This window comes from Pseudomonas sp. PDM01 (genome assembly GCF_014852325.1).
GTDB lineage: Bacteria > Pseudomonadota > Gammaproteobacteria > Pseudomonadales > Pseudomonadaceae > Aquipseudomonas > Aquipseudomonas migulae.
The window spans coordinates 126,707-151,413 of sequence record NZ_JACVBK010000010.1 but is presented as its reverse complement, the minus strand read 5'-3'; the positions used below and the strand labels follow the sequence as shown (position 1 = coordinate 151,413).

Annotated in this window: 23 protein-coding genes; 11 read left to right on the top strand and 12 right to left on the bottom strand. The window is 60.7% G+C overall.

From position 1 onward, the window contains the following. Window positions 1-3 precede the first annotated feature (3 nt). Together tesB and IB246_RS24125 are read left to right on the top strand one after the other, a co-directional pair. Entirely contained in the window at window positions 4-873 is an 870-nt protein-coding gene (gene tesB, locus IB246_RS24130; protein ID WP_008031730.1) for an acyl-CoA thioesterase II, read from the top strand. Next, a complete protein-coding gene (locus tag IB246_RS24125) occupies window positions 870-1,463 on the top strand; it encodes an HAD family hydrolase (protein WP_008041913.1) in 594 nt (197 codons plus the stop codon). The genes tesB and IB246_RS24125 overlap by 4 nt, the downstream gene beginning before the upstream one ends. 95 nt (window positions 1,464-1,558) lie before the next feature. Here the strand turns inward: IB246_RS24125 and IB246_RS24120 are convergent, their stop codons facing one another. The 4 genes from IB246_RS24120 to IB246_RS24105 all read right to left on the bottom strand — a co-directional run bounded on the left by IB246_RS24120 (window position 1,559) and on the right by IB246_RS24105 (window position 6,238). Then, window positions 1,559-2,518 (bottom strand): alpha/beta hydrolase, encoded by a 960-nt coding sequence (locus tag IB246_RS24120; protein ID WP_008041915.1) that lies wholly within the window; start codon window positions 2,516-2,518, stop codon window positions 1,559-1,561. Continuing rightward, window positions 2,519-3,412 (bottom strand): neutral zinc metallopeptidase, encoded by an 894-nt coding sequence (locus IB246_RS24115; protein ID WP_008028943.1) that lies wholly within the window; start codon window positions 3,410-3,412, stop codon window positions 2,519-2,521. A gap of 260 nt (window positions 3,413-3,672) precedes the next feature. Next, complete coding sequence (locus tag IB246_RS24110) at window positions 3,673-4,506, bottom strand: aldo/keto reductase (protein WP_008041917.1); 834 nt, start codon at window positions 4,504-4,506, stop codon at window positions 3,673-3,675. Then, window positions 4,490-6,238 carry an FAD-dependent oxidoreductase gene (locus tag IB246_RS24105; protein WP_008041920.1) on the bottom strand — a complete coding sequence of 583 codons (1,749 nt, stop codon included), beginning with the start codon at window positions 6,236-6,238 and terminating at the stop codon, window positions 4,490-4,492. The genes IB246_RS24110 and IB246_RS24105 overlap by 17 nt, the downstream gene beginning before the upstream one ends. 173 nt (window positions 6,239-6,411) lie before the next feature. Between IB246_RS24105 and IB246_RS24100 the strand changes: the two genes are divergently transcribed. From IB246_RS24100 to IB246_RS24085, 4 genes are all read left to right on the top strand, one after another. Next, entirely contained in the window at window positions 6,412-7,188 is a 777-nt protein-coding gene (locus IB246_RS24100) for an IclR family transcriptional regulator (RefSeq protein ID WP_008041922.1), read from the top strand. 237 nt (window positions 7,189-7,425) lie between these two features. Further along, entirely contained in the window at window positions 7,426-8,481 is a 1,056-nt protein-coding gene (locus tag IB246_RS24095) for a Gfo/Idh/MocA family protein (protein WP_008041924.1), read from the top strand. 2 nt (window positions 8,482-8,483) lie between these two features. Beyond that, window positions 8,484-9,299: a sugar phosphate isomerase/epimerase family protein gene (locus IB246_RS24090; protein WP_008041926.1), complete on the top strand. Its 816-nt coding sequence runs from the start codon at window positions 8,484-8,486 to the stop codon at window positions 9,297-9,299. A 117-nt stretch (window positions 9,300-9,416) separates the two neighbouring features. Next, window positions 9,417-10,295 carry a DMT family transporter gene (locus IB246_RS24085; protein ID WP_008028930.1) on the top strand — a complete coding sequence of 293 codons (879 nt, stop codon included), beginning with the start codon at window positions 9,417-9,419 and terminating at the stop codon, window positions 10,293-10,295. A 6-nt stretch (window positions 10,296-10,301) separates the two neighbouring features. Here IB246_RS24085 and IB246_RS24080 read toward each other — a convergent pair whose 3' ends face one another. Both IB246_RS24080 and IB246_RS24075 read right to left on the bottom strand, forming a co-directional pair. Next, window positions 10,302-11,924, bottom strand: a complete 1,623-nt coding sequence (locus IB246_RS24080) for a methyl-accepting chemotaxis protein (protein ID WP_192230189.1) — start codon at window positions 11,922-11,924, stop codon at window positions 10,302-10,304. A gap of 95 nt (window positions 11,925-12,019) precedes the next feature. Continuing rightward, on the bottom strand, window positions 12,020-13,276 hold the full coding sequence (locus IB246_RS24075) for an MFS transporter (RefSeq protein ID WP_223414472.1): 1,257 nt from the start codon (window positions 13,274-13,276) through the stop codon (window positions 12,020-12,022). Window positions 13,277-13,709: 433 nt separating this feature from the next. Here IB246_RS24075 and quiC point away from each other — a divergent pair, with 433 nt between their 5' ends. Both quiC and IB246_RS24065 read left to right on the top strand, forming a co-directional pair. After that, a complete protein-coding gene (quiC, locus tag IB246_RS24070; RefSeq protein WP_008040288.1) occupies window positions 13,710-15,611 on the top strand; it encodes a 3-dehydroshikimate dehydratase QuiC in 1,902 nt (633 codons plus the stop codon). Between the two features lie 102 nt (window positions 15,612-15,713). Next, entirely contained in the window at window positions 15,714-16,391 is a 678-nt protein-coding gene (locus tag IB246_RS24065) for a TetR family transcriptional regulator (RefSeq protein ID WP_008028922.1), read from the top strand. A 95-nt stretch (window positions 16,392-16,486) separates the two neighbouring features. On the opposite strand, the gene IB246_RS24060 is transcribed toward IB246_RS24065, so the two are convergent. The 3 genes from IB246_RS24060 to IB246_RS24050 form a co-directional block, all read right to left on the bottom strand. Continuing rightward, complete coding sequence (locus IB246_RS24060; RefSeq protein ID WP_008040289.1) at window positions 16,487-17,341, bottom strand: shikimate dehydrogenase; 855 nt, start codon at window positions 17,339-17,341, stop codon at window positions 16,487-16,489. Window positions 17,342-17,346: 5 nt separating this feature from the next. Beyond that, complete coding sequence (gene aroQ / locus IB246_RS24055; protein WP_008028918.1) at window positions 17,347-17,787, bottom strand: type II 3-dehydroquinate dehydratase; 441 nt, start codon at window positions 17,785-17,787, stop codon at window positions 17,347-17,349. A 140-nt stretch (window positions 17,788-17,927) separates the two neighbouring features. Further along, entirely contained in the window at window positions 17,928-18,839 is a 912-nt protein-coding gene (locus tag IB246_RS24050) for a LysR family transcriptional regulator (RefSeq protein WP_008040290.1), read from the bottom strand. Window positions 18,840-19,168: 329 nt separating this feature from the next. Between IB246_RS24050 and IB246_RS24045 the strand changes: the two genes are divergently transcribed. After that, window positions 19,169-19,615, top strand: a complete 447-nt coding sequence (locus IB246_RS24045; protein WP_008040291.1) for a DUF2442 domain-containing protein — start codon at window positions 19,169-19,171, stop codon at window positions 19,613-19,615. Between the two features lie 54 nt (window positions 19,616-19,669). Here IB246_RS24045 and trmA read toward each other — a convergent pair whose 3' ends face one another. Together trmA and IB246_RS24035 are read right to left on the bottom strand one after the other, a co-directional pair. Further along, window positions 19,670-20,749 carry a tRNA (uridine(54)-C5)-methyltransferase TrmA gene (gene trmA / locus IB246_RS24040; RefSeq protein ID WP_008040292.1) on the bottom strand — a complete coding sequence of 360 codons (1,080 nt, stop codon included), beginning with the start codon at window positions 20,747-20,749 and terminating at the stop codon, window positions 19,670-19,672. After that, the gene (locus tag IB246_RS24035; protein ID WP_008028910.1) at window positions 20,746-22,041 is read right to left on the bottom strand and encodes an NCS2 family permease; all 1,296 of its coding nucleotides are present in this window, start codon (window positions 22,039-22,041) and stop codon (window positions 20,746-20,748) included. The genes trmA and IB246_RS24035 overlap by 4 nt, the downstream gene beginning before the upstream one ends. Before the next feature lie 222 nt (window positions 22,042-22,263). Between IB246_RS24035 and IB246_RS24030 the strand changes: the two genes are divergently transcribed. Further along, entirely contained in the window at window positions 22,264-22,710 is a 447-nt protein-coding gene (locus IB246_RS24030; RefSeq protein ID WP_008040293.1) for a DUF4879 domain-containing protein, read from the top strand. 66 nt (window positions 22,711-22,776) lie between these two features. Next, the gene (locus IB246_RS24025; protein WP_008028906.1) at window positions 22,777-23,328 is read left to right on the top strand and encodes a DJ-1 family glyoxalase III; all 552 of its coding nucleotides are present in this window, start codon (window positions 22,777-22,779) and stop codon (window positions 23,326-23,328) included. A 6-nt stretch (window positions 23,329-23,334) separates the two neighbouring features. Here IB246_RS24025 and IB246_RS24020 read toward each other — a convergent pair whose 3' ends face one another. Next, on the bottom strand, window positions 23,335-24,573 hold the full coding sequence (locus tag IB246_RS24020; protein WP_008040294.1) for an MFS transporter: 1,239 nt from the start codon (window positions 24,571-24,573) through the stop codon (window positions 23,335-23,337). Window positions 24,574-24,707: the final 134 nt, after the last annotated feature.

Below are 24,707 nucleotides of genomic sequence, written 5' to 3'. Positions count from 1 at the left end.
TGAATGAGCCAAGTGTTGGATGATCTGGTCGATTTGCTGACCCTGGAACCGATCGAAGAAAACCTGTTCCGTGGCCGCAGCCAGGACCTGGGCTTTCGTCAGTTGTTCGGCGGCCAGGTGATCGGTCAGTCCCTGTCGGCGGCCAGCCAGACGGTCGAAGTCGCGCGTCATGTGCATTCGATGCACGGTTATTTCCTGCGTCCGGGCGATTCCACGTTGCCCGTGGTGTATCAGGTTGATCGGGTTCGCGACGGCGGCAGTTTCAGCACACGTCGGGTCACGGCGATCCAGAAGGGCAACCCGATCTTCACGTGCAGCGCATCGTTCCAATATGACGAAAAAGGCTTCGAGCATCAGGGCCAGATGCCGACGGTGGTCGGGCCGGAAAACCTGCCCTCGGAACTGGAGCTGACCCATCAGCGCGCGCACCTGATCCCCGAGCACATGCGTGAAAAACTGCTGTGCCCGAAGCCGATCGAATTCCGTCCGGTCACCGAGAAAGATCCCTACAACCCGCAGCCATCCGACCCGGTCAAGTACGTCTGGTTTCGCGCCGACGGCGCGTTGGCCGACTCCCCGGCGCTGCACAAATACCTGCTGGCCTACGCGTCGGACTTCAATCTGCTGACCACCTCGATGTTGCCCCATGGCAAGTCGGTCTGGCAGAAAGACATGCAGGTCGCCAGCCTCGATCACGCGCTGTGGTTCCATGCGGATCTGCGTGCCGATGACTGGTTGCTGTACGCGATGGACAGCCCGTGGGCCGGCAATTCCCGTGGGTTCAGCCGTGGCAGCGTGTTCAATCGCGCCGGGCAACTGGTGGCGTCGGTCACTCAGGAAGGCCTGATCCGTCACCGCAAGGATTGGGCATGAGCCTGGCCGAGGTGCGGCACTGGGTGTTCGACATGGACGGCACCCTGACGGTGGCCGTGCATGACTTCGCGGCGATTCGCGTGGCGCTGGCGATCCCGGCCGAAGACGACATCCTGACCCACCTCGCCGCGCTGCCGGCTGCTGAAGCCGCGGCCAAACATGCATGGTTGCTGGAGCATGAACGGGATCTGGCGCTGGGTTCGAAACCGGCGCCGGGTGCTGTGGAACTGGTGCGCGAGTTGGCGGGGCGCGGTTATCGCCTGGGCATCCTTACGCGCAATGCTCGGGAACTGGCGCATGTGACGCTGGAGGCCATTGGCCTGGCGGACTGCTTCGCGGTGGAGGATGTGCTGGGGCGTGACGAAGCGCCGCCCAAGCCGCACCCCGGTGGTTTGTTGAAATTGGCCGAGGCCTGGAACGTGCCGGCGAGCGAGATGGTGATGGTCGGTGATTACCGGTTTGATCTGGATTGCGGAAGAGCGGCGGGGGCGCGGACGGTGTTGGTGAATTTGCCGGATAACCCGTGGCCTGAGCTGACTGATTGGCATGCGGCGGATTGCGTGGCGTTGCGGGAAATGTTGTTGGCTTGAGGGACCCTTCGCGGGCAAGCCTCGCTCCTACGAGGTTTTGCATGCGCCTGTAGGAGCGAGCGGTGCGGCGACCCGACTTGCCCGCGAAGGCGTCATCACTGCCCGAACAACACTTTCTGCCCCTCCGGCGACGTAAACATCCCATCCCCGTTATGCCCAACCCCGGGCACTTCGATCAATTGCTGATTCAATCCTTGCGGATGGCTACGCTTCAAAAACTCAAAATAACTGCGCCCGCGAATCAATCGATTAGCGCCCTGGGCTTTCGCCTCACAACTTTTATCCAGTGCCGGATGGTTCGGATCAATGTCCTGCTGCCCCAGTAGATAAACGATGTCACGCTGAACGTAGTTTTCCTCCAGTTGCGCGGGCGTTTGTCCTTCGGCGTAAGCGGGCAAATCTGACAAGCCGTACTTCCAGCGATTGAACGCCGGGCAACCGGCGTGACTGAACGCCACTGGCCGCCGTTCATCGAAATACGCGTAGGAAGACGGGTTGGCAATGACGTAGCGCACGTGCACGCCAGCCGCCTTGAGCTCCGGTTGATCGTGACTCAACAACGCATAACGCTGAACCACCTGAGCGCCGCCGGAGTGGCCCGCGATGACGACATCCTTCACATCCGGAAACTGTCGACGATCGCCGAGCCGGGCGATGATCTGGTCGAGCGCCGCGTAGGAACTCAGGGCAAACGGAGCGGTGGATAAACCGCCAGCCATCCAGTCATTGCCCTGCCAACGCAACACGGTGTCGGCGACTGGATGGAGTGCTACGTCAGTTTCATTGAGAAATTGCGGAGCGATCACCAACGTATTGGCGCTTTGCCCGGCTTGCTCTGCCGCCCGCTCGGCACTCTGGCGGTAGGTTTCAGCATTGCGCAACCGACCATGGATGATGATCAGCACGCGCTCGATTTTCGCCGGCGCCGGGCCGATGCCCACCGCCATCTCACCTTCTTTCAACAAGAGTCGGCCGGGGCTGATCTCCTTGACCCCATGCTCGTCAGCCTGGGTGCAGGTGCAAGTAAACAACAACATCAACAACCACTTTTTCATTTACAGATTTTTCGCCGCAAAGGTATCGCACTGGCCCACCTGGCCTTGCGCAAATCCGGTTTTGAACCAGCGCACCCTTTGCGCCGACGTGCCATGGGTAAACGAGTCCGGCACCACGCGACCCTGGCCTTGCTGCTGCAAGCGGTCGTCGCCGATGGCGTTGGCGGCATTCAAGGCTTCTTCGATGTCGCCCGGCTCCAGCCAGTTCAGGCGTTGCTGTGCATTGTTGGCCCAGACACCCGCGAGGCAATCCGCTTGCAGTTCCTGACGCACCAACAAACCACCGTCACCTTCCATTTGCCGGCCTTGCTGACGGGCGGCCTGAATTTTCGCGGAAACGCCGAGCAAGGTCTGAACATGGTGTCCGACTTCGTGAGCGATCACGTAGGCCTGAGCGAAATCACCCGCAGCGGCAAAGCGTTGCGACATTTCCTGGAAGAAACTCATGTCCAGGTAAACCTTCTGGTCTGCTGGGCAATAGAACGGCCCGGTCGCCGAGGTGGCCAGGCCGCACGCCGAGTTCACCCGGTTGCTGAACAGCACCAGCGTAGGATCTTTATACTGCCGGCCGGCCTGCTGGAAAATCTGGCCCCAGGTGTCTTCGGTGTCACCGAGGATCGAACGGACGAATTCCGCCCCTTCATCATTGGCTGGCGGTGCCTTGCGGGTTTGCGTCGGTGCCGGTGCCGATTGCTCGGTCATCTGCCCGGTGAGTTGGCCGAGGATCTGCAACGGGTCCTGGCCGGTGATCCAGCCGATCCCGACAATCAGAATGATCGCGGTCAGGCTCAGGCCCTTGCCGCCACCAAAACGCATCCCGCCGCCACCACCGCCGACATCATCACCACGGGCATCGACCACGTTGTCGCTGCGTCGGCCTTTTTTCCATAGCATGTGGGAATCCTCTGATTATCGTGGGGATGAGTGTTGCTGGTGAGTGGGAGCGGCGCCAGTCCGGTCGTCCGGCTTTTATGCGGGCGGGAACATTACTGAGTGTATTGAACGTGGATAGCCCATCGAATTCCGTCAGGTGATGGGTTTTTTATGACGTCAGGGCGAACGCCCTATGACTTGTAGGAGCCGGCTTGCCGGCGATGGCGATCTTATGGACGCTATCGCCGGCAAGCCGGCTCCTACGAAAAGCAGTCCGGTGCTTACCGGTCGAACGCATCCCACACCGGCGCGAAGTCAGGGCTGACCAGTCGTTCGCGTTTCGACAATCCGGCAATCAACGCCCGGTCTTCGTCATTGAGCTGGACTTCGAGCGAGGCCAGGTTGGCCAGTTGATTAGCCTCGCTGCTGGCCTTGGGGATCGCCGCAACGTTCGGTTGATCAAGCAGCCATTTGAGCGCCACTTGTGTTGGCAGAACCCCGTGTCTGGCGGCGATCTGCTGGATTTGCGGGATGTCCGAGACCTTGTTGCGGGCCAGCGGCGAGTAGGCCGTCAGTGCCAGGTCATGTTGACGGGCGTAGTCCAGCAGCGCGTTTTGTCCGAGCAACACGTGGTATTCGACCTGAATGGCTGACAGCGGCGCGCCCAGTTCTTCGACGACTTTGCGCAGCAGCGGCAGCGGAAAATTCGCCACGCCGATATTGCGCGCCAGGCCTTGCTCCTTGAATGACACCAGGGTTTCGATCGTGCGTGGCAGGTCCCAATCGGTGGTCGGCCAGTGGATCATGAACAGGTCAACGTAATCGCTGCGCAAGGCCTTGAGGCTGCGGTCCATGGAATGGCGCATGGCATCGGGTTGCAGTTGATCCCACCAGACTTTGGTGGTGACGTGGATCTGCTTGCGAGGCGTAGGACTGTTCACCAGCGCCTGACCGACGGCCTCTTCGTTGTTGTAGGCGGCAGCAGTGTCGATATGCCGATAACCCAACTTCAACGCCTGTTCAACGGCGCGTGTGCATTCTTCGCCGAGCATCGGCCAGGTGCCGAGGCCGAGTTTGGGCATGTTCAAGCCCTGTGCATTAACGATGCGCTGCATGGTCGATCTCCTGTTCGTAAGCAGTGATGCCGGCGATATGTCGCGCGGCGATGTAGCCGAACGTCAGCGCCGGGCCGAGATTAATGCCGCCGGCGGGGTAATGCCCGCCCATGATGCTGGCCATGTCGCCGCCCGCAGCGTACAGCCCGGTGATGGCCTGGCCGGATTCGCCGAGGACCTGGGCGTGTTGATTGACCTTGAGCCCGGCGAAGGTGCCGAAGCAGCCGGGCTGGACCTTCACCGCGTAAAACGGCCCTTGCTCGATGGGGGCGACGCACGGGTTGGGTTGCTGCAAGGCGTCACCCTGTTTGCGGTTGTAAGGCGTCGAACCGCGGCCAAACAAGGGGTCTTCACCGTTGCGCGCATGCTGGTTGTAGTCCGCCACAGTGCTGCGCAACCCGTTCGGGTCGATGCCGCAGGCGTGGGCCAATTCCTCGATCGTGTTGCCGGTTTTCAGATAGCCGCTGCGGATAAAGGATGACAACGGAACCGGAAACGGCCGAGAGATGCCCAGTCCATATCGGCGTTGAAAACCATGGGTGCAAATCAGCCAGGAGGCAACCTCTTCGCCGGCAGGCGCAGCGGCAACCATGGCCGTTACATAGTCGTAGTAGCCGTTCGCTTCATTGACGAAGCGCTGGCCGTTGCTCAGTACGCCGATGATCCCCGGTTTGCCCCGTTCGATGATGTGCGGGAAGTGACCGATGCTGCCATCCCTGTGTGGCACTTGCGAGACCGGTGCCCACGCTACGGGAGAGGCCATGTTGGTGTTGACCCGGGCCCCGGCGCTTTCGCCCAGGCGCAAACCGTCACCGGCCACGCCGAGGGGGGGCAGCGCCCAGTGTTCGTTGCCGGTCGGTGTGCGCGGGAACAGTGCCTTGCGCCGCTCGATGTCATTGGCAAACCCACCGGCCGCAAGCACCACAGCCTTGCGCGCATGGATGCGGACCTTGCCCTTGGCGGTGCTCACCAGCGCGCCCCGGACCTGATCGCCTTCGCGAAGCAACTCGCTGACAGGCGCCGATTCCCAGAGCAGCACGCCAAGGTCTTCGGCAGATTTTGCCAGGCGTGCGACCAGCGCCACGCCGTTGACCAGCTGCATCGCCCGGCCATGCACAATCAGGTCGAGCAGGTGCCGGGTGAAGCGCCGGGTGACGTGCCACGCGGCGGGCACCGAACGGGTCAGGTTGAGAAACGCGGCCAGGTCCGCCCCTGCCATGATTGGCATGCCCATGAACGAAGTTTCCCGCATGGTTTTGCGAAGACGCCTCAGCAGCTTGCCGACTTTTCGCCCGTCATAGGGTGCAGCGATCACCGAACGTCCGCCCGTTCCGGCACCGGGCGTATCGCCATGTATGTCGGCGATGGCATTGCCATCGGCGAATTGCAGCGAGGTGTGCTGTTCGAAAAAGGCGACCATCCGTGGGCCCGCCTCAAGGAACGCATCGATCATTGCCGGTTCGTAGCGCTCACCGAGTTCATGCTTGAGATAGGTGCGCGGCAACTCGACGTCTTCGACGATGCCGGCGCGGCGGGCCAGAGGATTGCACGGCACCCAGGCCCAGCCGCCGGACCACGCCGTGGCTCCGCCGAATACCGGGTCTTTCTCCACCACGATGACTTTCAATCCGTGCCATGCAGCGGTGACCGCTGCCGATAACCCGGCTGCACCGGAGCCGACGACCAATACATCGCAGTCGATGTCTGGTGAGCTGTGGGATTCGGCAGGCATTGTTTAAAACTCCAGTGCATATTTTTAGAATTGGATTCCAGAAAATATAGCGACGTGAATCCGCTCGGCAACCACTCAGCCGATAAAACGGGCGGTTACCGAACAAGCAGTTCCAGATTTCGCATTAGGCGGTTTGTCTTCTAGAATCGGGCAAATTTCAGGCGGAACCTTCCATGGCCGGCAGTCAGATCGAACGTGTTTTCAGCGTGCTGGAAAGCCTCACCAGTGACCCTCGCGGCCTGCCGATGCAGACGCTGGCAGAGCAACTGGACATCCCTAAAAGCGCGACTCATCGCTTGCTCGCCGAGCTGATTCGGCTGGGTTACGTGCGGCAGAATCCGGATAACCTGCGCTATCACCTGTCGACCAAACTGGTGGCCATGGGGTTCCGTTATCTGTCGGGAAGCGGCGCCGATATCGTGCAGCCAGTGCTTGATCGCCTCGCCCAGGAAACCGGCGAACTGGTGCGCCTCGGGGTCATCGAGGGCGAGCGTCAAACCTGGATCGCCAAGTCCCAGGGCGCCCGCTCCGGTCTGCGTTACGACCCGGACATGGGCCGTGATGCGCCGCTGTTTTACACGGCGTCGGGCCATGCGTGGCTGGCGTGCATGAGCGATGCCGAAGCGTTGTCGCTGGTGGAACGCCAGGGCGGCGAGCGGCCAAAAGACCTCGGGCCGAACGCGCCGCGCTCCAACATTGAATTGCTCGAGCGCCTGCGTCTGGCGCGGGAGCAGGGCTACGCCTGGGTCGAAGAGAGCTCGGCGGTGGGCACTTCGGCGATTGCGGCGGTGGTGCGTCACCCGAGTGATGGGCGAGTGATCGGGGTGCTGAGCATTGCCGGGCCGAGCGCGCGGATGCCGGGGGTGCGGCTGCATGAGTTGGCGCCGCTGTTGTTGAGATTTGCCGAAGAGTTGTCGGCGGCGAGTCTCGCGTCAGAATTCTTCAGTTAACCACCGCCGCACAGGAAACCCTGTGGGAGCGGGCTTGCTCGCGAATGCGGTCTATCAGCGCATAAATGCTGCGACTGACACTCCGCATTCGCGAGCAAGCCCGCTCCCACATGGATCTTTGTTCGCCGGAAAGTTGTGCGTTGTTCGCACGCTTTCGTGAATCGCTTGTGTAAGAATCTGGAACCAGGTTCTAAATTGTTGAGGGTCAATCAACAATAATCACAAGAGGACCGCACCATGACTTCGCCCGTTCGCATCGCCCTGATCGGTGCCGGCAACATGGGCCAGCAGCATTACCGGCATCTGCACATCCTGAAGGACGCGACCCTGTGCGCGGTAGCCGACCCTGGCCCGCAAGCGGCAGGCCTCGCCGCCGAATGGGGCGTGGGGTATTTCGCCGATCACCGTCAGATGTTGGAGCAGGTGAAGCCGGACGCGGTCATCGTGGCCAACCCGAACACGCTGCACGTCAGCACCGCGCTCGATTGCCTGGCTGCCGGCGTGCCGGTCCTGCTGGAAAAACCGGTCGGCGTGCACCTGGATGAGGCGCGCGAGTTGGTAGCCGCCTCGAAAGCCACCGGCGTCCCGGTGCTGGTCGGCCATCATCGTCGGCACAATCCACTGATCGTCCGCGCCCGCGAACTGGTGCAAAGCGGTGCTTTGGGACGGCTGACGATGGTGACCGCGCTCTGGCAATTGCGCAAACCCGACAGTTATTTCGAAACGCCGTGGCGCCGCGAACCAGGCGCGGGAATGTTGCTGACCAACCTGATCCATGACCTCGATCTGCTGCGCCATCTGTGCGGCGAAGTGCGGCAGGTTCAAGCGATCACCAGTAATGCCGTGCGCGGGTTTGCCAACGAGGATTGTGCGGCGGTGTTGCTGCAATTCGACAACGGCGCTCTGGGCAGCCTGACCGGTTCCGACGCGGTGGCGGCACCCTGGAGTTGGGAGCTGGATTCCGGGGAGAACCCGGTGTATCCGCGTCAGGCGGATCAGCCGTGTTACTTGCTGGCCGGTACCGGCGGCGCGTTGAGCATTCCGCAACTCAAGCGCTGGCATTACGCCGACGCTGATGGGGGATGGCATCAACCCTTGTTGTCGATGCAGGAAAGCGTCAGCGCCGATGAAGCCCTGGGTTTGCAGTTGCAGCATTTCGTGCGCGTGGTGCGTCGGGAAGTTGAACCGTTGGTCAGCGCTGCCGATGCGGCACGCACACTGGCGTTGATTGAAGCCATCCGCGAAGCCGCCGAAACCGGTCGCGCCTGCACCCCCGTGGTGATCGAGGAATGAACATGAATGAACGGATCTTTTCCCTGGCCAGCCTGACGGTACTGGAATTGTCACCACCGCAGATGGTGGACGTCGCGGCACGTGCCGGGTACAGCCACGTGGGACTACGCCTTGAGCCGGCGACACCCGAAGAACATCACTTTGCGCTGGTAGCCGATGTCGGTTTGCGGCGTGAGACGCTGGCGCGGCTGCGCGACACCGGTATTCGTGTGCTGGATGTTGAAATCCTGCGTCTTAAACCGGACACCGTCGTCGCCGATTTCGAGAAAATTCTGGCAGTCGGTGCGGAGTTTGGTGCCAGTGAATTGCTGGTGGCGGGTAATGATTCTGACGAGCAGCGGCTGACGGAAAACTTCGCCCGGCTCTGTGATCTGGCGGCGCCTTACGGACTGCACCCGCACCTGGAGTTCATGCCCTGGACCGATGCGCGCAATCTTGAGCAAGCGGTGCGCATTGTCGAAAACGCTGATCGTGAAAACGGCGCGGTATTGGTTGATGCTTTCCATTTCGACCGCTCGGGTTCTCGGCTGGAAGATCTGGCCAAAGTCGCCCCGTCACGGTTACGGTATGCGCAGTTGTGCGATGTAGCGGGGCCGCGGCCGACGGACATGGCGGAGATTTTGCGTCAGGCCCGCAACGAGCGACGTTTTCCAGGTGATGGCGATTGTGATCTGGCGGGGTTGTTGCAGTGTTTGCCGGCCGATATTCCGCTAAGCCTGGAGATTCCAACGGTGAAGTTGTTGGAGCAGGGCGTGAGCGGGTTGCAACGGGCACAGATGGCGATGGATAAGGCCCGGGAATTGTTGGCAAGAATCTAGAAGGTGCTGCGCACCTGTTCGCGGGCAAGCCACGCTCCTACAGGGTTTTCCATTGCTTTTGTAGGAGCGAGGCTCGCCCGCGAAGCTTTTGACTTTCGAAGTAAAAAAGGATCCCCAATGACCGTCAGCACCCCGCTCTCCGGCGTAAACCAACCCTTCAAAGGGATTTTGCTGATCGTCTTCGCCACCTTTCTCTTCTCCAGCCATGACGCCTTGTCGAAATACCTTTCGGGGTTCTACCCGATTGTCATGGTGGTCTGGGCCCGGTATGTGGTTCACACCTTGTTGATGGCCGGGATTTTTCTGCCGCAATCCGGGCTGCGAGTCCTACGCACCAAACGGCCGTTGCTGCAGTTGCTGAGAGCGTTGTGCCTGCTGGGCACCAGTCTGTTTTTCACCACAGGCTTGCAGTACATCCCGTTGGCCGAAGCCACCGCGGTCAACTTTCTTGCACCGGTCCTGGTGACTGCGCTGTCGGTGCCGCTGCTGCGTGAGCGCGTCACCCGTGGCCAATGGATCGCGGTGATTTGCGGATTTATCGGCGTATTGATCATCGTCCACCCCGGCGGCGATCTGTTCACGCCAGCGGTGCTGCTGCCGCTCTGTTCGGCGCTGTTTTTCTGCTTCTATCAATTGCTCACCCGCAAGCTCAGCAGCGTCGACAGCCCGACCACCAGCAACTTTTTCGCCGGGTTGTGCAACACCCTGGTAATGAGCGCGCTGGTGCCGTTCTTCTGGCAAGTGCCGAGCCTTGGGCATGGATTGATGATGGTGGCGCTGGGTGCGTGCGGGATGACGGCGCATTTGTTTCTGACTCAGGCATTCCGCTACGCCGCCCCTGCGCTGTTGGCGCCGTTCGGCTATTGCCAGATTGTCTTCGCCGGTTTGCTCGGCTGGTTGCTGTTTTCCCACACGCCGACCCTGACCACGGTGGTCGGGATCGCGGTGATTTGCTGCAGCGGTTTGGCGGCGGCCTGGCAGCAAAGCCGTCGCTGAACAGGGTCAGAATCTGAAACGCACCACCAGGTTTTGCAGGCCGGTCGCCAGTTGCGACAATTCCTGGCTGGTGGCGCTGGTCCGGGTCGAGGCGTCGGCACTTTCCAGCGACAGGTCGCGGATGTTCAGCAAATTGCGATCCACCTCGCGGGCCACTTGCGCCTGTTCCTCTGACGCGCTGGCGATCACCAGATTACGTTCATGGATCTGCTCCATGGCCCGGGTGATTTCTGCCAGTGCCAGACCCGCCTGTTCGGCAATCGACAAGGTGTCGGCGACGCGCTGACTGTTGTCGTGCATCGACAGCACCACGCTGTCGGTATCGCCCCGCACCCGGCCAATCATCTGTTCGATTTCGCGGGTCGATTGCTGGGTGCGATGAGCCAGCGCCCGTACTTCATCGGCCACCACTGCAAACCCACGCCCGGCTTCCCCGGCGCGGGCGGCCTCGATGGCGGCATTGAGCGCGAGCAGGTTGGTCTGTTCGGCGATGGCGCGGATCACGTCCAGCACCTTGCCGATTTCCCGGGATTGCTCGGCCAGCGTCTGCACCTGTTGCAGAGCGAGGCCGGCATTGCTGCTCATCGCCTGAATCGAATCCAGTGTCTCAATGACCCGCGTCTGGCCCTGGTTGGCTTGCTGCGTGGACAGGCGAGTGCTGTCGGAAGTCGACACCGCGTTACGTGCGACTTCTTCCACCGCGACCGTCATCTCGTTGACGGCCGTGGCGGCTTGTTCGATTTCATTGTGTTGCTGTTGCAGTCGAGCGGAATCCTGCCGAGTGTTCTGATTCATCTGCAGCGCAGCCGCCGCCAATTGCGTCGAGGTGCCGCTGATCAGTTGCAGGGTTTCGCGCAGGCTGGTTTGCATGGCCGACAAGGCCTTGAGCAAACGTGCGGTTTCATCGCTGCCGTGGCTGTGGATCGGTTTACTCAAGTCCCCGGCGGCGACTTGCTCGGCCACGGCGACAGCCTGACGGATCGGAACGACGATGCTGCGAATCAGCAGCCAGGCCAGGCACAAGGTCAGGAGCGCAACGGCGATCAGCGCACCGATCACGGTGAACTTCACCTGGTTGGAAAGCGAGTCGGCCTGGTTGGCCGACAGGCTGACTTCATTGGCGGCAAGGGCCATCAATTCGGCGAACTGGTCACCGGTCTGGGTCGAGTACTCCTGGATTTTGCCGTTGAGCAGCGCGGTCATGTCTTCGCTGCGGTTCTCCCGCGACAGTGCTTCGTATTGCGCCAACGCCTGACGGTAACGGGTGACGGTGGCGACGAACTTTTCGTACGGCTCCCGGTTGTAATCACCGACCAGCGGGGTGAATTTTTCCAGCGTCTCGCCCAGCCAGCCTTGTACTTGATGCAGGCGTGTGACGGTAGCATCGAGCACTTTGGGGTCGCGGTTGAGGGCCATGCGCAGGCTGAGTACGCGAATGCTCAGGACGTAGTCGCGGATTTCACCCAGGTAGCGAACGCTCGGTAGGGAGATGTTTTCCGTGTGCTGGCCGGTGGCGCGGACCTGCGCAACCTGTTTGAGGGCGAACAAACCCTGCAACAGAACCAGCAGGGCGATAACGCCGAAGCTGATCACGGCGCGTTTGGCAATGCTCAAGTGACCTGGCGACATGGTGGGTCTCTGTGGTGTTGAGAAAAAAAGGGGCATTCATAAATCCTGCGCATAAAAAAACGCAGGCCCGGGATCAGGCCTGCGTTTGGGGTGTATCAGTTTTCGACTGTAGGAATCTTGCGCGGCGCCATGAAGTACATCCAGGTCAGCGCGATGAAGTACATCGCCGGAATGATGGTGAACAGCACGGTGTAGTTGTTGTTGGTGATGGTCAGGATGTGGCCGACCAACTGGGTCATGAACATCCCGCCGATCGCGGCGCACATGCCGCCGAAGCCGAACACCGTACTCATCATGTGTTTAGGCGTGTAGTCCATCACCAGGCTCCAGATGTTCGCGGTCCAGGCCTGGTGTGCACCGATGGCCAGGGAGATCGCAAACACCGCCACCCACAGGCTGCTCGAACCGGCGGCCATGACCACGCCGATGATGCAGCAGGCGAACAGGAACATCGACATCAGGCGCGCCTTGATCGGGTTGATCCCGCGGCCGATCAGGAACGAGGACAGGATGCCGCCGCCAACGCTGCCGAAGTCAGCGGTGAGGTAGATGATGATCAGCGGGATACCCATCTGGGTCACGTTGATCCCCAGGTTGTATTGCTGATTGAGGAACGGTGGCAGCCAGTACAGGTAGAACCAGAACACCGGCGCGGTGATCGAGTAGGCGAGGGCGAAGGCCCAGGTGCCACGCATGCGCAGGATTTTGGAGAACGGTACGCGGGATTGTTCCGGTTCGACTTCCTTCTGGATGTAGTCCAGTTCCGATTGTTTAACGCTTGGGTGATCTTCCGGGTTGAAGTACTTCAGGCCCCAGAACAGCAGCCAGATACCGCCCAGCGACGCCATGCACAGGAACGCGGCTTGCCAGCCCCACACGTGCAGGATCAGTGGCAGCAGCATCGGGGTGAACATCGCACCGACGTTGGTGCCGGCGTTGAAGATGCCGGTGGCCACGGCGCGTTCGCCGGCCGGGAACCACAACCGCGTGGTTTTCACGCAAGCCGGGTAGTTGGCGGCTTCGGTCAGCCCGAGGATAAAGCGGCAAACCATGAAGCCGACCGCTGACGTGGCCAGGCCGTGGGCGCCGGTCGCCAGGCTCCAGAGCAGCACCGCGCAGAAGAACACGCGCTTCACGCCGACCCGGTCGATCAAGCGGCCTTGCAGCACGAAACCGATGGCGTAGCCGACCTGGAACCAGAAGTTGATGTTGGCGTAATCCATCGCCGTCCAGCTCATTTCCTTGGCCAGGATCGGCTGCATCACGCCCAGTGCGGCACGGTCGATGTAGTTCAGGGTGGTGGCGAAAAACACCAGCGCCAGCATGCCCCAACGGGTCTTGCCGACGGCCATGGCGCCGCGGATCTTGTCGCCGATGCCACCGACGGCAGGAGTCGTGGAGGAACGCTCCACGGGAGAGCTTTGAGAAGGAGTCATGTAGGCCACCGATTATTTTTATGTGGTGTTCTGAGTCTTGGGTCACCGAGACCGATGGTTGTGACCGGACTCAATGTGTAGTGGATGGTGGGCAGTGGACGAAAAATCGTCAATTCGCCAAAGGCCATTGTGTTCGATAATCGCACGGAAAACTAACCGGATAGTACACTTTGAATCGCTGTGCTCGATACTACAGCCAATAATTTACTCCATGAAAAACGCGGTCCCTGTAGGAGCCGGCTTGCCGGCGATGGCGTCCGCGAAATCGCCATCGTCGGAACGCCGCCCGCAGCAAGCCGGCTCCTACAAAACCTCTAACAAGACAGTCTCCACCACCGGGAGTCGAAACATGCAGCGTTCCATTGCCACCGTGTCCTTGAGCGGTACCCTGCCGGAAAAACTCGAAGCCATTGCCGCCGCCGGTTTCGACGGGGTGGAGATTTTCGAGAACGACCTGCTCTATTACGACGGCAGTCCTCGGGAAATTAAACAGATGTGCGCCGATCTCGGGATTGCCATCACGCTGTTTCAACCGTTCCGCGATTTCGAAGGCTGCCGCCGCGACCGCCTGCCGCGAAATCTGGAGCGGGCCGAGCGCAAGTTCGACCTGATGCAGGAACTGGGCACTGACCTGGTGCTGGTGTGCAGCAACGCTTCCGCCGATTCCGTGGGTGATGAGCAAATCCTCATCGACGACCTGCGCCTGTTGGCCGAACACGCCAGTGCGCGTGGCCTGCGAATCGGTTACGAGGCGTTGGCCTGGGGCCGGCACGTCAACACCTGGCAACAGGTATGGAACATCGTTCGCCAGGCGGACCACCCAAGTCTGGGCGTGTTGCTGGACAGTTTCCACACGTTGTCGCTCAAGGGCGATCCGAGTGCCATCGCCGACATTCCCGGCGACAAAATCTTCTTCGTGCAAATGGCCGACGCGCCGATCCTGGCCATGGACGTGCTGGAATGGAGCCGGCATTTCCGCTGCTTCCCGGGCCAGGGCGAATTCGATTTGCCGGGGTTCCTCGCACCGATCATCAAAAGTGGCTACACCGGGCCGTTGTCGCTCGAGATCTTCAACGACGGCTTCCGCGCCGCACCGCCACGGGCCAACGCCGCCGACGGTTTACGTTCGTTGCTGTACCTGGAAGAGAAGACCCGCGAGCGGCTGGCGCAGGAAACCAAACCTGCGGCCAGCCCGGACATTCTGTTCGAGACGCCGAAGGCCAGTGAATACAACGGCATCGAATTTCTTGAGTTCGCCGTGGACGAAAGCCTCGGCGCCAGGCTTTCTCATTGGCTGGAGCGGCTGGGCTTCGTCAAGGCCGGTCAACACCGTTCAAAAAGCGTGAGCCTGATGCGTCAGGGCGACATCAACCTGATTCTCAACTCCGAGCCCTACTCGTTTGCCCACAGCTTTTTCGAAGCGCATGGCCCGTCGCTTTGCGCCACTGCGGTGCGGGTCAATGACAGCGCCAGCGCGCTGGCCCGGGCCGTGGCTTACAAAGGTCAGCCTTATCGCGGACTGGTCGGCCCCAATGAGCTGGAACTGGCTGCGGTGCGCGCGCCGGATGGCAGCCTGATTTACCTGGTGGACCAGGACGCCGACGTCTACGGCACCGACTTCAATCTGCAACCGACGGAAACGGCCAGCGGTGGCCTCAAGCGCATCGACCACATGGCCATGGCGTTGCCGGCCGACAGCCTCGACAGTTGGGTGCTGTTCTACAAAAGCCTGCTGGATTTCGAAGCCGATGACGAAGTGGTGCTGCCCGATCCGTATGGTCTGGTGAAGAGCCGGGCGCTGCGCAGCCGCGACAGTTCGATCCGCTTGCCGCTGAACATTTCCGAGAACCGCAACACCGCGATCTCACACGCGCTGTCGAGTTATCGCGGCTCCGGTGTGCATCACATCGCGTTTGACTGCGACGATATCTTTGCCGAAGTCCGTCGGGCCAAGGAGGCGGGCGTACCGCTGCTGGATATCCCGCTCAACTATTACGATGACCTGGCGGCGCGGTTCGATTTCGACGACGAATTCCTCAGCGAACTGGCTTATTACAACGTGCTCTACGACCGTGATGCCCAGGGCGGTGAGCTGTTCCACGTTTACACCGAGCCGTTCGAAGGGCGATTCTTCTTTGAAATCATCCAGCGTAAAAACGGCTATGCCGGTTACGGTGCGGCGAATGTGGCGGTGCGGCTGGCGGCGATGGCCAAGTCCCGCAGCGGCGCCGTTCGTCAGGCGAAGTTGTAGCAATTTCGTAAACGCGAGGTTAAACCGCTGCCGCGCGGCTTCCTTCACTGTGCCGTGCGGCTCATAATCGCCAGCCTGTGCAGTGATGGCCGTGAGCCCGCAATGACAATGACATCAGAACTCTCCGTAGCGCCCGACGAACCCTTGGCCGAGCCACGCAAGAGTCGCAAGAACAACCCGGAAAAGACCCGCGAGAACATTCTTCAAGAGGCCATTGTAGAGTTCGTCCAGCAGGGGCTTTCCGGCGCTCGCGTCGATGCGATCGCCGAGCGCATTCACACCTCAAAACGCATGATCTATTACTACTTCGGCAGTAAGGAACAGCTCTACATCGAGGTGCTGGAGAAGCTCTACGGCGATATCCGCAGCACCGAAAACCGCCTGCACCTGGCCGAATTGGCGCCGGTGGAGGCGATTCGGCGGTTGGTGGAATTCACCTTCGATCACCATGATCGCAATGTCGATTTCGTGCGCATCGTCAGCATCGAGAACATTCACAATGCCGAATTCGTGAAGCGCTCCGATGCGATCAAGGCGATGAACAACACCATTCTTGATTCACTGGGCGTGATATTGCGTCGCGGGGCTGAAGAGGGTGTGTTCCGGGCGGGGCTTGAGCCGCTGGATGTGCATCTGTTGATCAGTTCGTTCTGCTTCTATCGCGTGTCGAACCGCCATACGTTTGGTGAGATTTTTCAGATCGACCTGCCGGACGAAAGCATCAAGCAGCGTCATCGAGAGATGATTTGCGAGTCGGTGTTGCGATACCTGCAGGCCTGACGCGTATTTGTAGGAGCCGGCTTGCCGGCGATGGCGTACTCAAGGGCGCCATCGTCGGAACGCCGCCCGCAGCAAGCCGGCTCCTACAATTTGCGTTAACCATTCATGCTTTGAAAATGCGCCAGCATTCGCTGTGCATCCGGCACCACGCCGCTGAACAATTCAAACGCCTTCACCGCCTGAAACACCGCCATGTTGCCGCCATCCAGCGTGCGGCACCCCAAGGCGCGGGCGTTGCGCAGCAGTTCGGTTTCCAGCGGGAAGTACACGATCTCTGCCACCCACAACTGTGGCCTTAGCAACTCCACCGGGACCGGCATGCCAGGCAGTTTTTTCATGCCCATGGGCGTGGTGTTTACCAGGCCGTCAGCCTGAGCCAGCGTGTTCGGCAAATCATGACCCGCCACGGCTCGGCCAGCGCCGAAATGCTGATTGAGATTGTCCGCCAGACTCTGCGCGCGACTGATTTCCACATCGAAAATGCTCAACCGCTGTACGCCTTCGCTCAATAGCGCGTGGGCCACCGCCGCACCGGCACCACCGGCGCCCATCTGGACGACACGCTCAAGGGCAACGCCCTGCAAGCCACGGCGAAAACCTTCGGCAAAACCCAGGCAATCGGTGTTATGGCCGATGCGTTTACCGTCCTTCAACACCACCGTGTTCACCGCGCCGATACCGCGGGCTTCCGGCGACAATTCGTCGAGCAGGGGGATGATCGACTGCTTGCACGGAAAGGTGATGTTCAGACCGGTGAAGTTCATACGTTCCGCCGCCATCAACAGGTCGGGCAGGGCGCTGCTGTCGAGTTTCAGCTGATCGAGATCGATCAGGCGGTAGAGGTAACGCAAACCCTGGGCGTCGCCTTCATGTTCATGCAGTGCGGGCGTACGGGACGCCTGAATGCCGGCGCCGATCAGCCCGGCCAGTACCGCGTTGTTCTGAGTCACGGCGTTCACCCTTTCAAGCGCAGGCTGAAATGCTCCAGCGCCAGGCGATAGCCGTGGCTGCCGAAACCGGCCATTACTGCGGTGGCAATGGCTGAAACAAAGGAGTGGTGGCGGAAAGGTTCACGAGCATGGACGTTGGACAGGTGGACTTCGATCACCGGCAATTCGCTGGCGACCAGGGCGTCACGAATGGCGACCGAGGTGTGGGTCCAGGCGGCGGGGTTTATGACGATCCCGGCGCAACGACCGCGGGCGGCGTGAATCCAGTCGAGCAGTTCGCCTTCATGGTTGGTCTGGCGAAACTCCACCGCCAGGCCGAACTCTTCGGCGGCCCGGCCGCACAACGCTGCGATATCCGCCAGGGTTTCGTGGCCGTAAGTTGCCGGTTCACGGGTGCCGAGCAGGTTCAGGTTCGGGCCGTTGAGCACCAGAACGATAGGGTTCATCAGGGTCTCTCCACATATTATTTTTGGCATGGGCTGTTGTTCCAGCCTGTGGAGATAAATTGTACTAGATGGTTAATTTGGTCAATTGAACAGGCGCCGAGACGGAGGTTTGTGTGCGGTGATCGGACGGTTTCGGCATCTCAACGCGGCAAATGCTCGATCAGAAAATCAATAAACGCCCGTAATCGCAGAGGCACATGGCGGCTTTGCGGGTAAAGCAGGGTGAATGGTCGTGACCGTCCGCCGTAAGGTTTGAGGATTTCCACCAGCGAGCCATCGGCCAACTCCTTTTCGACGATAAAACGATAAGTCTGGAAGAGACCCGCCCCATGTTTGGCCAGGGTCACGCCGCCCAGCACGTCGTCGGAACAACTGAGATCGCCCTCGGCGAGGATTTCGCGCTGCACGCCATCGTCGTTGAACAGCCAGGCAATCCGCCGACCGTTGCTGGGCAAATCGTACTGGATGCATTCATGATTTTTCAGGTCGTCCAGGGTTTGCGGCGTGCCCGCGCGCTTCAGGTAATCGGGGCTGGCGATCATCACCAATTGCGCGTCCTCCAGTTGCCGGGCGATCAGCCCGGAATCCGGAATCGCCCGCACGCGGATGGCCAGGTCATAGCCTTCACCGACGAAATCGATGTTGCGATTGCTGATGTGCGACTCGACTTTCACCTGCGGAAAACGCTCCCGAAACGCCGGCAGCAACGGCAGGATCCGGTGATGTGCATACGTCGTGGGAATACTGATGCGCAAGGTGCCGGAAGGCTCTTGCTGCTGGCCCATCACCTCGCGTTGGGCCTCGACCAATTGCGCCAGCGCCTGACGACATTCTTCGTAATACCGGCGCCCGCTATCCGTCAGTTTGACGCTGCGAGTGGTGCGCGCGAACAGCCGCACGCCCAGGCGTTCCTCCATGCGCGACACGGACCGACTCACCGCTGCCGGCGTCACGCCAGCGACCAGCGCAGCGGCGGTGAAGCTGCCCGCTTCGGCGGCGAGGCAAAACAGTTCGATGCTGCCGAGCTGAAGATCGTCGAATGTTCGCTGCATGATTGATTACACCGGGGATCAAATGAAGGACTTGATGCAGTGTTTATCAAATTGCGGAAAGGATTGCTTACCATTTTTGCAGCGTATCGCCACGCCCGATGCGAGTTGGAACGCTAGCCTCAAGTTCGGGCGATAACGTGAAGGCTTGCACCGGCTATCGGATTTTCAAGGGAATGACGGGTCATTGGGCTCATTAACCTAACGGATGGGTTAGCATGAAATTGTTCCTCCAGTGCGACCAACATGATTTATTCGGCTTGCTATGAGCCCGAGGCGAACAAGACCTTGCTGGCGCTGTTTGGCGTATCGGAGGGTGTGGAGATCAAGTTATGAAATCTATAGAGGCGAAAACACTGGCGGATCGGCCTGTGACAGAAGCCGCGCTGGATACGGCCATCCGTCGTGGGCAAGCGCGTCACAAAGGTGGTTTTCAGGTGACGGCCGTGACCTTTGTGGAGCCGTGTCTGGCGGTCAGTTTCGTTGATGGCAGTGGCGTGCTGCTGCCGGTGCAGCACTATCCGGAGTTCGATGGATTCGAGGTCGAGGATTTCGCCGACCTGAAAGTCGGTTTTTCCGGAACCGCCCTCTGCCATGAGGGCAAGGATTTGCATGTATCCATCGCTGGCATGATCTCGGCGAGCAAGCCGCTGATGAACATGGCCGCCTCGGTCATCGCTTCGCGCAATGGTCGCCAAAGCAGCGCCGCCAAAGCGGAGGCGGCGCGAGCCAATGGTCGCAAGGGCGGACGTCCGCGCAAACCAGAAATCACCGAATGAGCACGCACAAAAAAGCCGTCGAAATGACGGCTGTTTTGTATCGCTCAGCAGCAATCAACGACGGGTCAACAACACCCCGGATTCCATGTGGTGAGTCCACGGGAACTGGTCGAACATTGCGCATTGGGTAATGCGGTGGGTGTCGTGCAACTGGGCAATGTTGGCCGCGAGGGTTTCCGGGTTGCAGGAGATGTACAGGATATTGTCGAAGCGTCGGGTCAACTCGCAGGTGTCCGGGTCCATGCCGGCGCGAGGCGGGTCGACGAAGACGCTGCCGAACTCGTAGCTCTTGAGGTCGATGCCGTGCAGGCGACGGAACGGGCGAACTTCGTTCAGGGCTTCGGTCAGCTCTTCAGCGGACAGGCGCACCAGCGTGACGTTATCCACCGCGTTTTCGCTGAGGTTGCTCAGCGCTGCGTTGACTGAGGTCTTGCTGATCTCGGTGGCCAGCACTTTGCGTACGCGGGTCGCGAGCGGCAGCGTGAAGTTGCCGTTGCCGCAATACAGCTCCAACAGATCGTCGGGACGATCGCCGAGTGCGTCAAAAGCCCAGTTCAACATCTTCTGGTTCACGGTGCCGTTGGGCTGAGTGAACGCGCCTTCCGGCTGGCGGTAGCTGAACGTGCGGCCACCGACTTCAAGTTTTTCGACGACGTAATCGTGGCCGATGACTTCGCGTTTGCCTTTCGAGCGACCAATCACGCTGACGTTCAAGTCGGCTGCCAGCTTCGATGCCGCCGCGTGCCAGTGTTCGTCCAGTGGACGGTGGTAGCACAACGTGATCATTGCATCGCCGGCCAGGGTGGTCAGGAACTCCACCTGAAACAGCTTGTGGCTCAGGGCCGCACTGGCTTTCCACGCGGCCTTGAGCTGCGGCATCAGTTGATTGATGCGCAGGCTGGCAATCGGGAACTCTTCGATCAGGATCGGCGTGCGTTTGTCTTCCTGGGAAAACATCGCGTAGTGACGCTCGCCGGCTTCACGCCACAGGCGGAATTCGGCACGCAGGCGGAAGTTCTTCAGCGGCGAGTCAAATACGGCTGGCTCAGGCGCATCGAACGGGGCCAGCAGGTCGCGCAGGCGCGTGACCTTTTCTTCGAGCTGAACGGTGTAAGCCTGGGAATCAAAAGTCATGCGTTGAACCAACCCAACTTGATCACAAACAGAATCGACAGAATCACCAGCGCCGGGTTCAGCTCACGGCCGCGACCGGACAGCAGCTTGATGGCGGTCCAGGAAATGAAACCGAAGGCGATGCCGTTGGCGATGGAGTAAGTGAATGGCATGGCCAGCGCAGTGACCACGACCGGTGCGGCAACGGTGATGTCGTCCCAGTCTATTTCGGCCAGGCCGGAAGTCATCAGGACTGCGACGAACAGCAGTGCCGGCGCCGTGGCAAATGCCGGAACACTGGCGGCCAGTGGCGAGAAGAACAGCGCCAGCAGGAACAGGATCGCCACCACAATGGCCGTCAGACCGGTGCGGCCACCGGCGCTCACGCCCGCTGCGGATTCGATGTAGCTGGTGGTGGTCGACGTACCCAGCAACGAACCGGCCATGGCCGCGGTGCTGTCCGCGATCAGCGCGCGGCCCATTTTCGGCATGTGGCCGTCCTTGCCCATCAGGCCGGCGCGCTTGGCGACGCCGATCAGAGTGCCGGAGTTGTCGAACAGGTCGACGAACAGGAAGGCGAAGATCACGCTGACCAGACCGATGTCCAGTGCACCCTTGATGTCCAGTTGCAGGAAGGTCGGCGCCAGCGATGGCGGCATCGACATCACGCCTCCGAACGGGGTGAAACCGAGGGCAATCGACGCAATGGTCACGACCAGAATCCCGATCAGCACCGCACCGCGCACGGCGAGGGCTTCAAGGGCAACGATCAGGGCAAAACCCAGGGTGGCGAGGATCGGTGCCGGTTGTTTCAGGTCACCGAGGCCGACCATGGTCGCCGGATTGCTGACCACGATGCCGGCGTTGTGCAGGGCGATCAGCGCCAGGAACAGGCCGATACCGGCAGCAATCGCCGAACGCAGCGGCAGCGGGATGCTGTTGATGATCCATTCCCGGATGCGGAAGATCGACAGCAGGAAGAAGCACACTGCCGAGATGAATACCGCGCCCAGCGCCACTTGCCAGGTGTGGCCCATGTGCAGGACCACGGTGTAGGTAAAGAAGGCGTTCAGGCCCATGCCCGGTGCGAGGGCGATCGGGTAGTTGGCGATCAGGCCCATGGTCGTGGAGCCGATGGCGGCTGCCAGACAGGTGGCGACAAACACCGCACCTTTGTCCATGCCGGTCTCGCCGAGGATGCTCGGGTTGACGAACAGAATGTAGGCCATGGCCAGGAAGGTCGTGACGCCCGCAAGAATCTCGGTCCGCACGTTGGTGTTGTGTGCCTTGAGTTGAAACAGCCTTTCCAGCATGTCTGCTCCCCGTGGCGCGCCCGGCGCCGTGAATGTATCGACCTCAACAGCAAAGCACAGACCGCTGCAGGCGCCTGGTAATTTTCTGTGGGTCGGAAAAAGCCGCGCATCATACCAGCCGCGTGGGGTTGTGGCTGCTTATGGTGGTGATCGTCGTCGATGTTTTGCGTTAAAGCCAAGTGCGCCATACTGCGCGCTGGTTTTGGGGGACATGGGGATTGCATGAAAAAGCGTCTGGTTAACGTATTTGGAGTATTGATTGCCTTGATGCTGGGGGCGCAAACCGCTTCGGCTGCCTCGGCGGCACCGTTGAGCCAGGTCAAGGTGCTCAAGGTCGAGTCGCCGGCTTGTGGGTTTGAGGACATTGGCGAGGGGCAGGAGACCACACGCTGCGATCACAGCGGGCCGAACATCAAGATCTACGTGCTGGAAGTCGGCTATGGCCGCAAGGCGCAAGTCGGGCTGGACGGTTTTGATGTGGACGGCACCCGGACCCCGATCTGCGCCTTTGATAACGGCAACCTTACCGATTGCACCGTCGGCAGAAAAACCGTGGGCTATCTGTATGTCTTCGATCTGGCCGGCAAGCAAGAAGGCACGTTCACCTTCAGCAACACGTCCATCAATGCGCCGGGCAACACGCTGTCGACGCAGCTTTACATCAAGTAACGGCCGGCTCGAACAAGGGTCAGGAAAGCTGACTACGCTTTAAAGATCATTCTGTGGATTGCGCCCATGACCTTTAGAGCCCTGATTACCCTCGCCGAGGGCATCGATGACCTGCAAACCGTGACGCTGATCGATGTGCTGCGCCGCGCCAAGGTTGAAGTGGTGGTGGCCAGCATCGAGGGCCGGCGCATGCTCACCTGTGCCCGCGGCACCCGCGTGACGGCCGATGCAATGCTGGTGGATTTGCTGGCCCAGCCGTTCGACCTGGTCGCGCTGCCTGGCGGTGCCGTCGGCGCGCAACATCTGGCAGGCCATCAACCCTTGCAGCAATTGATCAAGGATCAGGCGGCAGCCGGCCGTCTGTTCGCCGGCATCGCCGAAGCCCCGGCCCTGGCACTTCAGGCCTTTGGCGTCCTGCGTCAACGGCGGATGACGTGCCTGCCGACCGCCAGTCATCAACTGTCGGGTTGCAACTTCGTCGACCAACCGGTGGTGGTCGACGGCAACTGCGTGACCGCTCAAGGTTCAGGCGGCGCTTTGGAGTTTGCCCTGACACTGGTGGAACAACTTTGCGGCAAGGCCATGCGTGCGACGGTGGCGGGGGAATTGGTGGTTTAACGAGTGTCAGGCCGTCGTTTCTTCCACTGGCACATGCATGCGATCCCGGTTGGCCAGGGTCGGAAACAGTTTGATCCAGACCCCGGTCACCACCAGCGTGCCGATACCCCCCATGACCACCGCCGGCACGGTGCCGAACCAATGGGCGGTGAGACCGGATTCGAATTCGCCCAACTGGTTCGAAGCGCCGATAAACAGGCCGTTGACGGCGCTGACCCGGCCACGCATTTCATCCGGGGTTTCCAGTTGCACGAAGGACGCGCGGATCACCATGCTGATCATGTCTGCTGCGCCCAACACGACCAGCACCGCCAGCGAGAACCAGAATGAAGTGGACAGGCCGAACGCAATGGTCGCGACGCCGAATACACCGACGGCGGTAAACATCACCCGACCGACCTTGCGATCCACGGAGAACCGCGCCAGCCATAGCGACATCAGCAACGCGCCCACTGCCGGAGCCGAACGCAACAAGCCCAGGCCCCATGGCCCGGTCAGCAGAATGTCCTTGGCAAACACCGGCAGCAAGGCCGTCGCGCCGCCGAGCAGCACGGCAAACAGATCCAGAGAAATCGCCCCGAGAATATCCGGTCGGCTGCGAATGAAGCGGATACCCGCCAGCAGCGAGTCCAGGGTGGCCTTGCCTTTGTTCAATGGCGTTTGCCGCGCAGGCAGGTTGAGCATCAGCAGGCAGGCGATCACATAGAGAATCACGGTCGGGCCGTAGACCCAGACGCTGCCAAAGGCATACAGCAAGCCGCCGAGGGCCGGCGCGACGATGGTCGCCGATTGTTGGGCGGACTGTGCAGCGGCGACGGCGCGGGGGAACAGCGCGGAGGGAACGATACTTGGCAGCAGCGCCTGGGTGGTCGGCATCTCGAAGGAGCGCGCGGCGCCGAGCAGAAACGCGAGGATGAAGATCATTTCCCGGGTGACATGGCCGGTGGCGCCGCCAATCGCCAGCGTCAAGGCAATCAAGGCTTGCAGCGACTGACAGATCGCCGCGACTTTACGCCGGTCGTAGCGGTCGGCGACATGCCCGGTGTGCAACATGAACAGCACGCGCGGGGCGAACTCCACCAGACCGACCAGGCCCAGATCCAGCACGTTGCCGGTCAGTTGATAGAGGTTCCAGCCGATGGCCACGGTGAGCATCTGAAAGCCGCTGGCGGTAAACACCCGGGCCAGCCAGAACGCGATGAAAGGGCGGTGATGACGTAACAGCAAAGGCGCTTGGCTGGGCATCGGAGGCAGATCTTGAGCGAGGGGAGGCCCGAGATTATCACCAACCTGTAACCAAAAGTTGCAGAGGCGGGAAATTTAGTTAGCTAGACACCGATCCCGAAATCCCTGAAATCCCCTGTGGGAGCGAGCCTGCT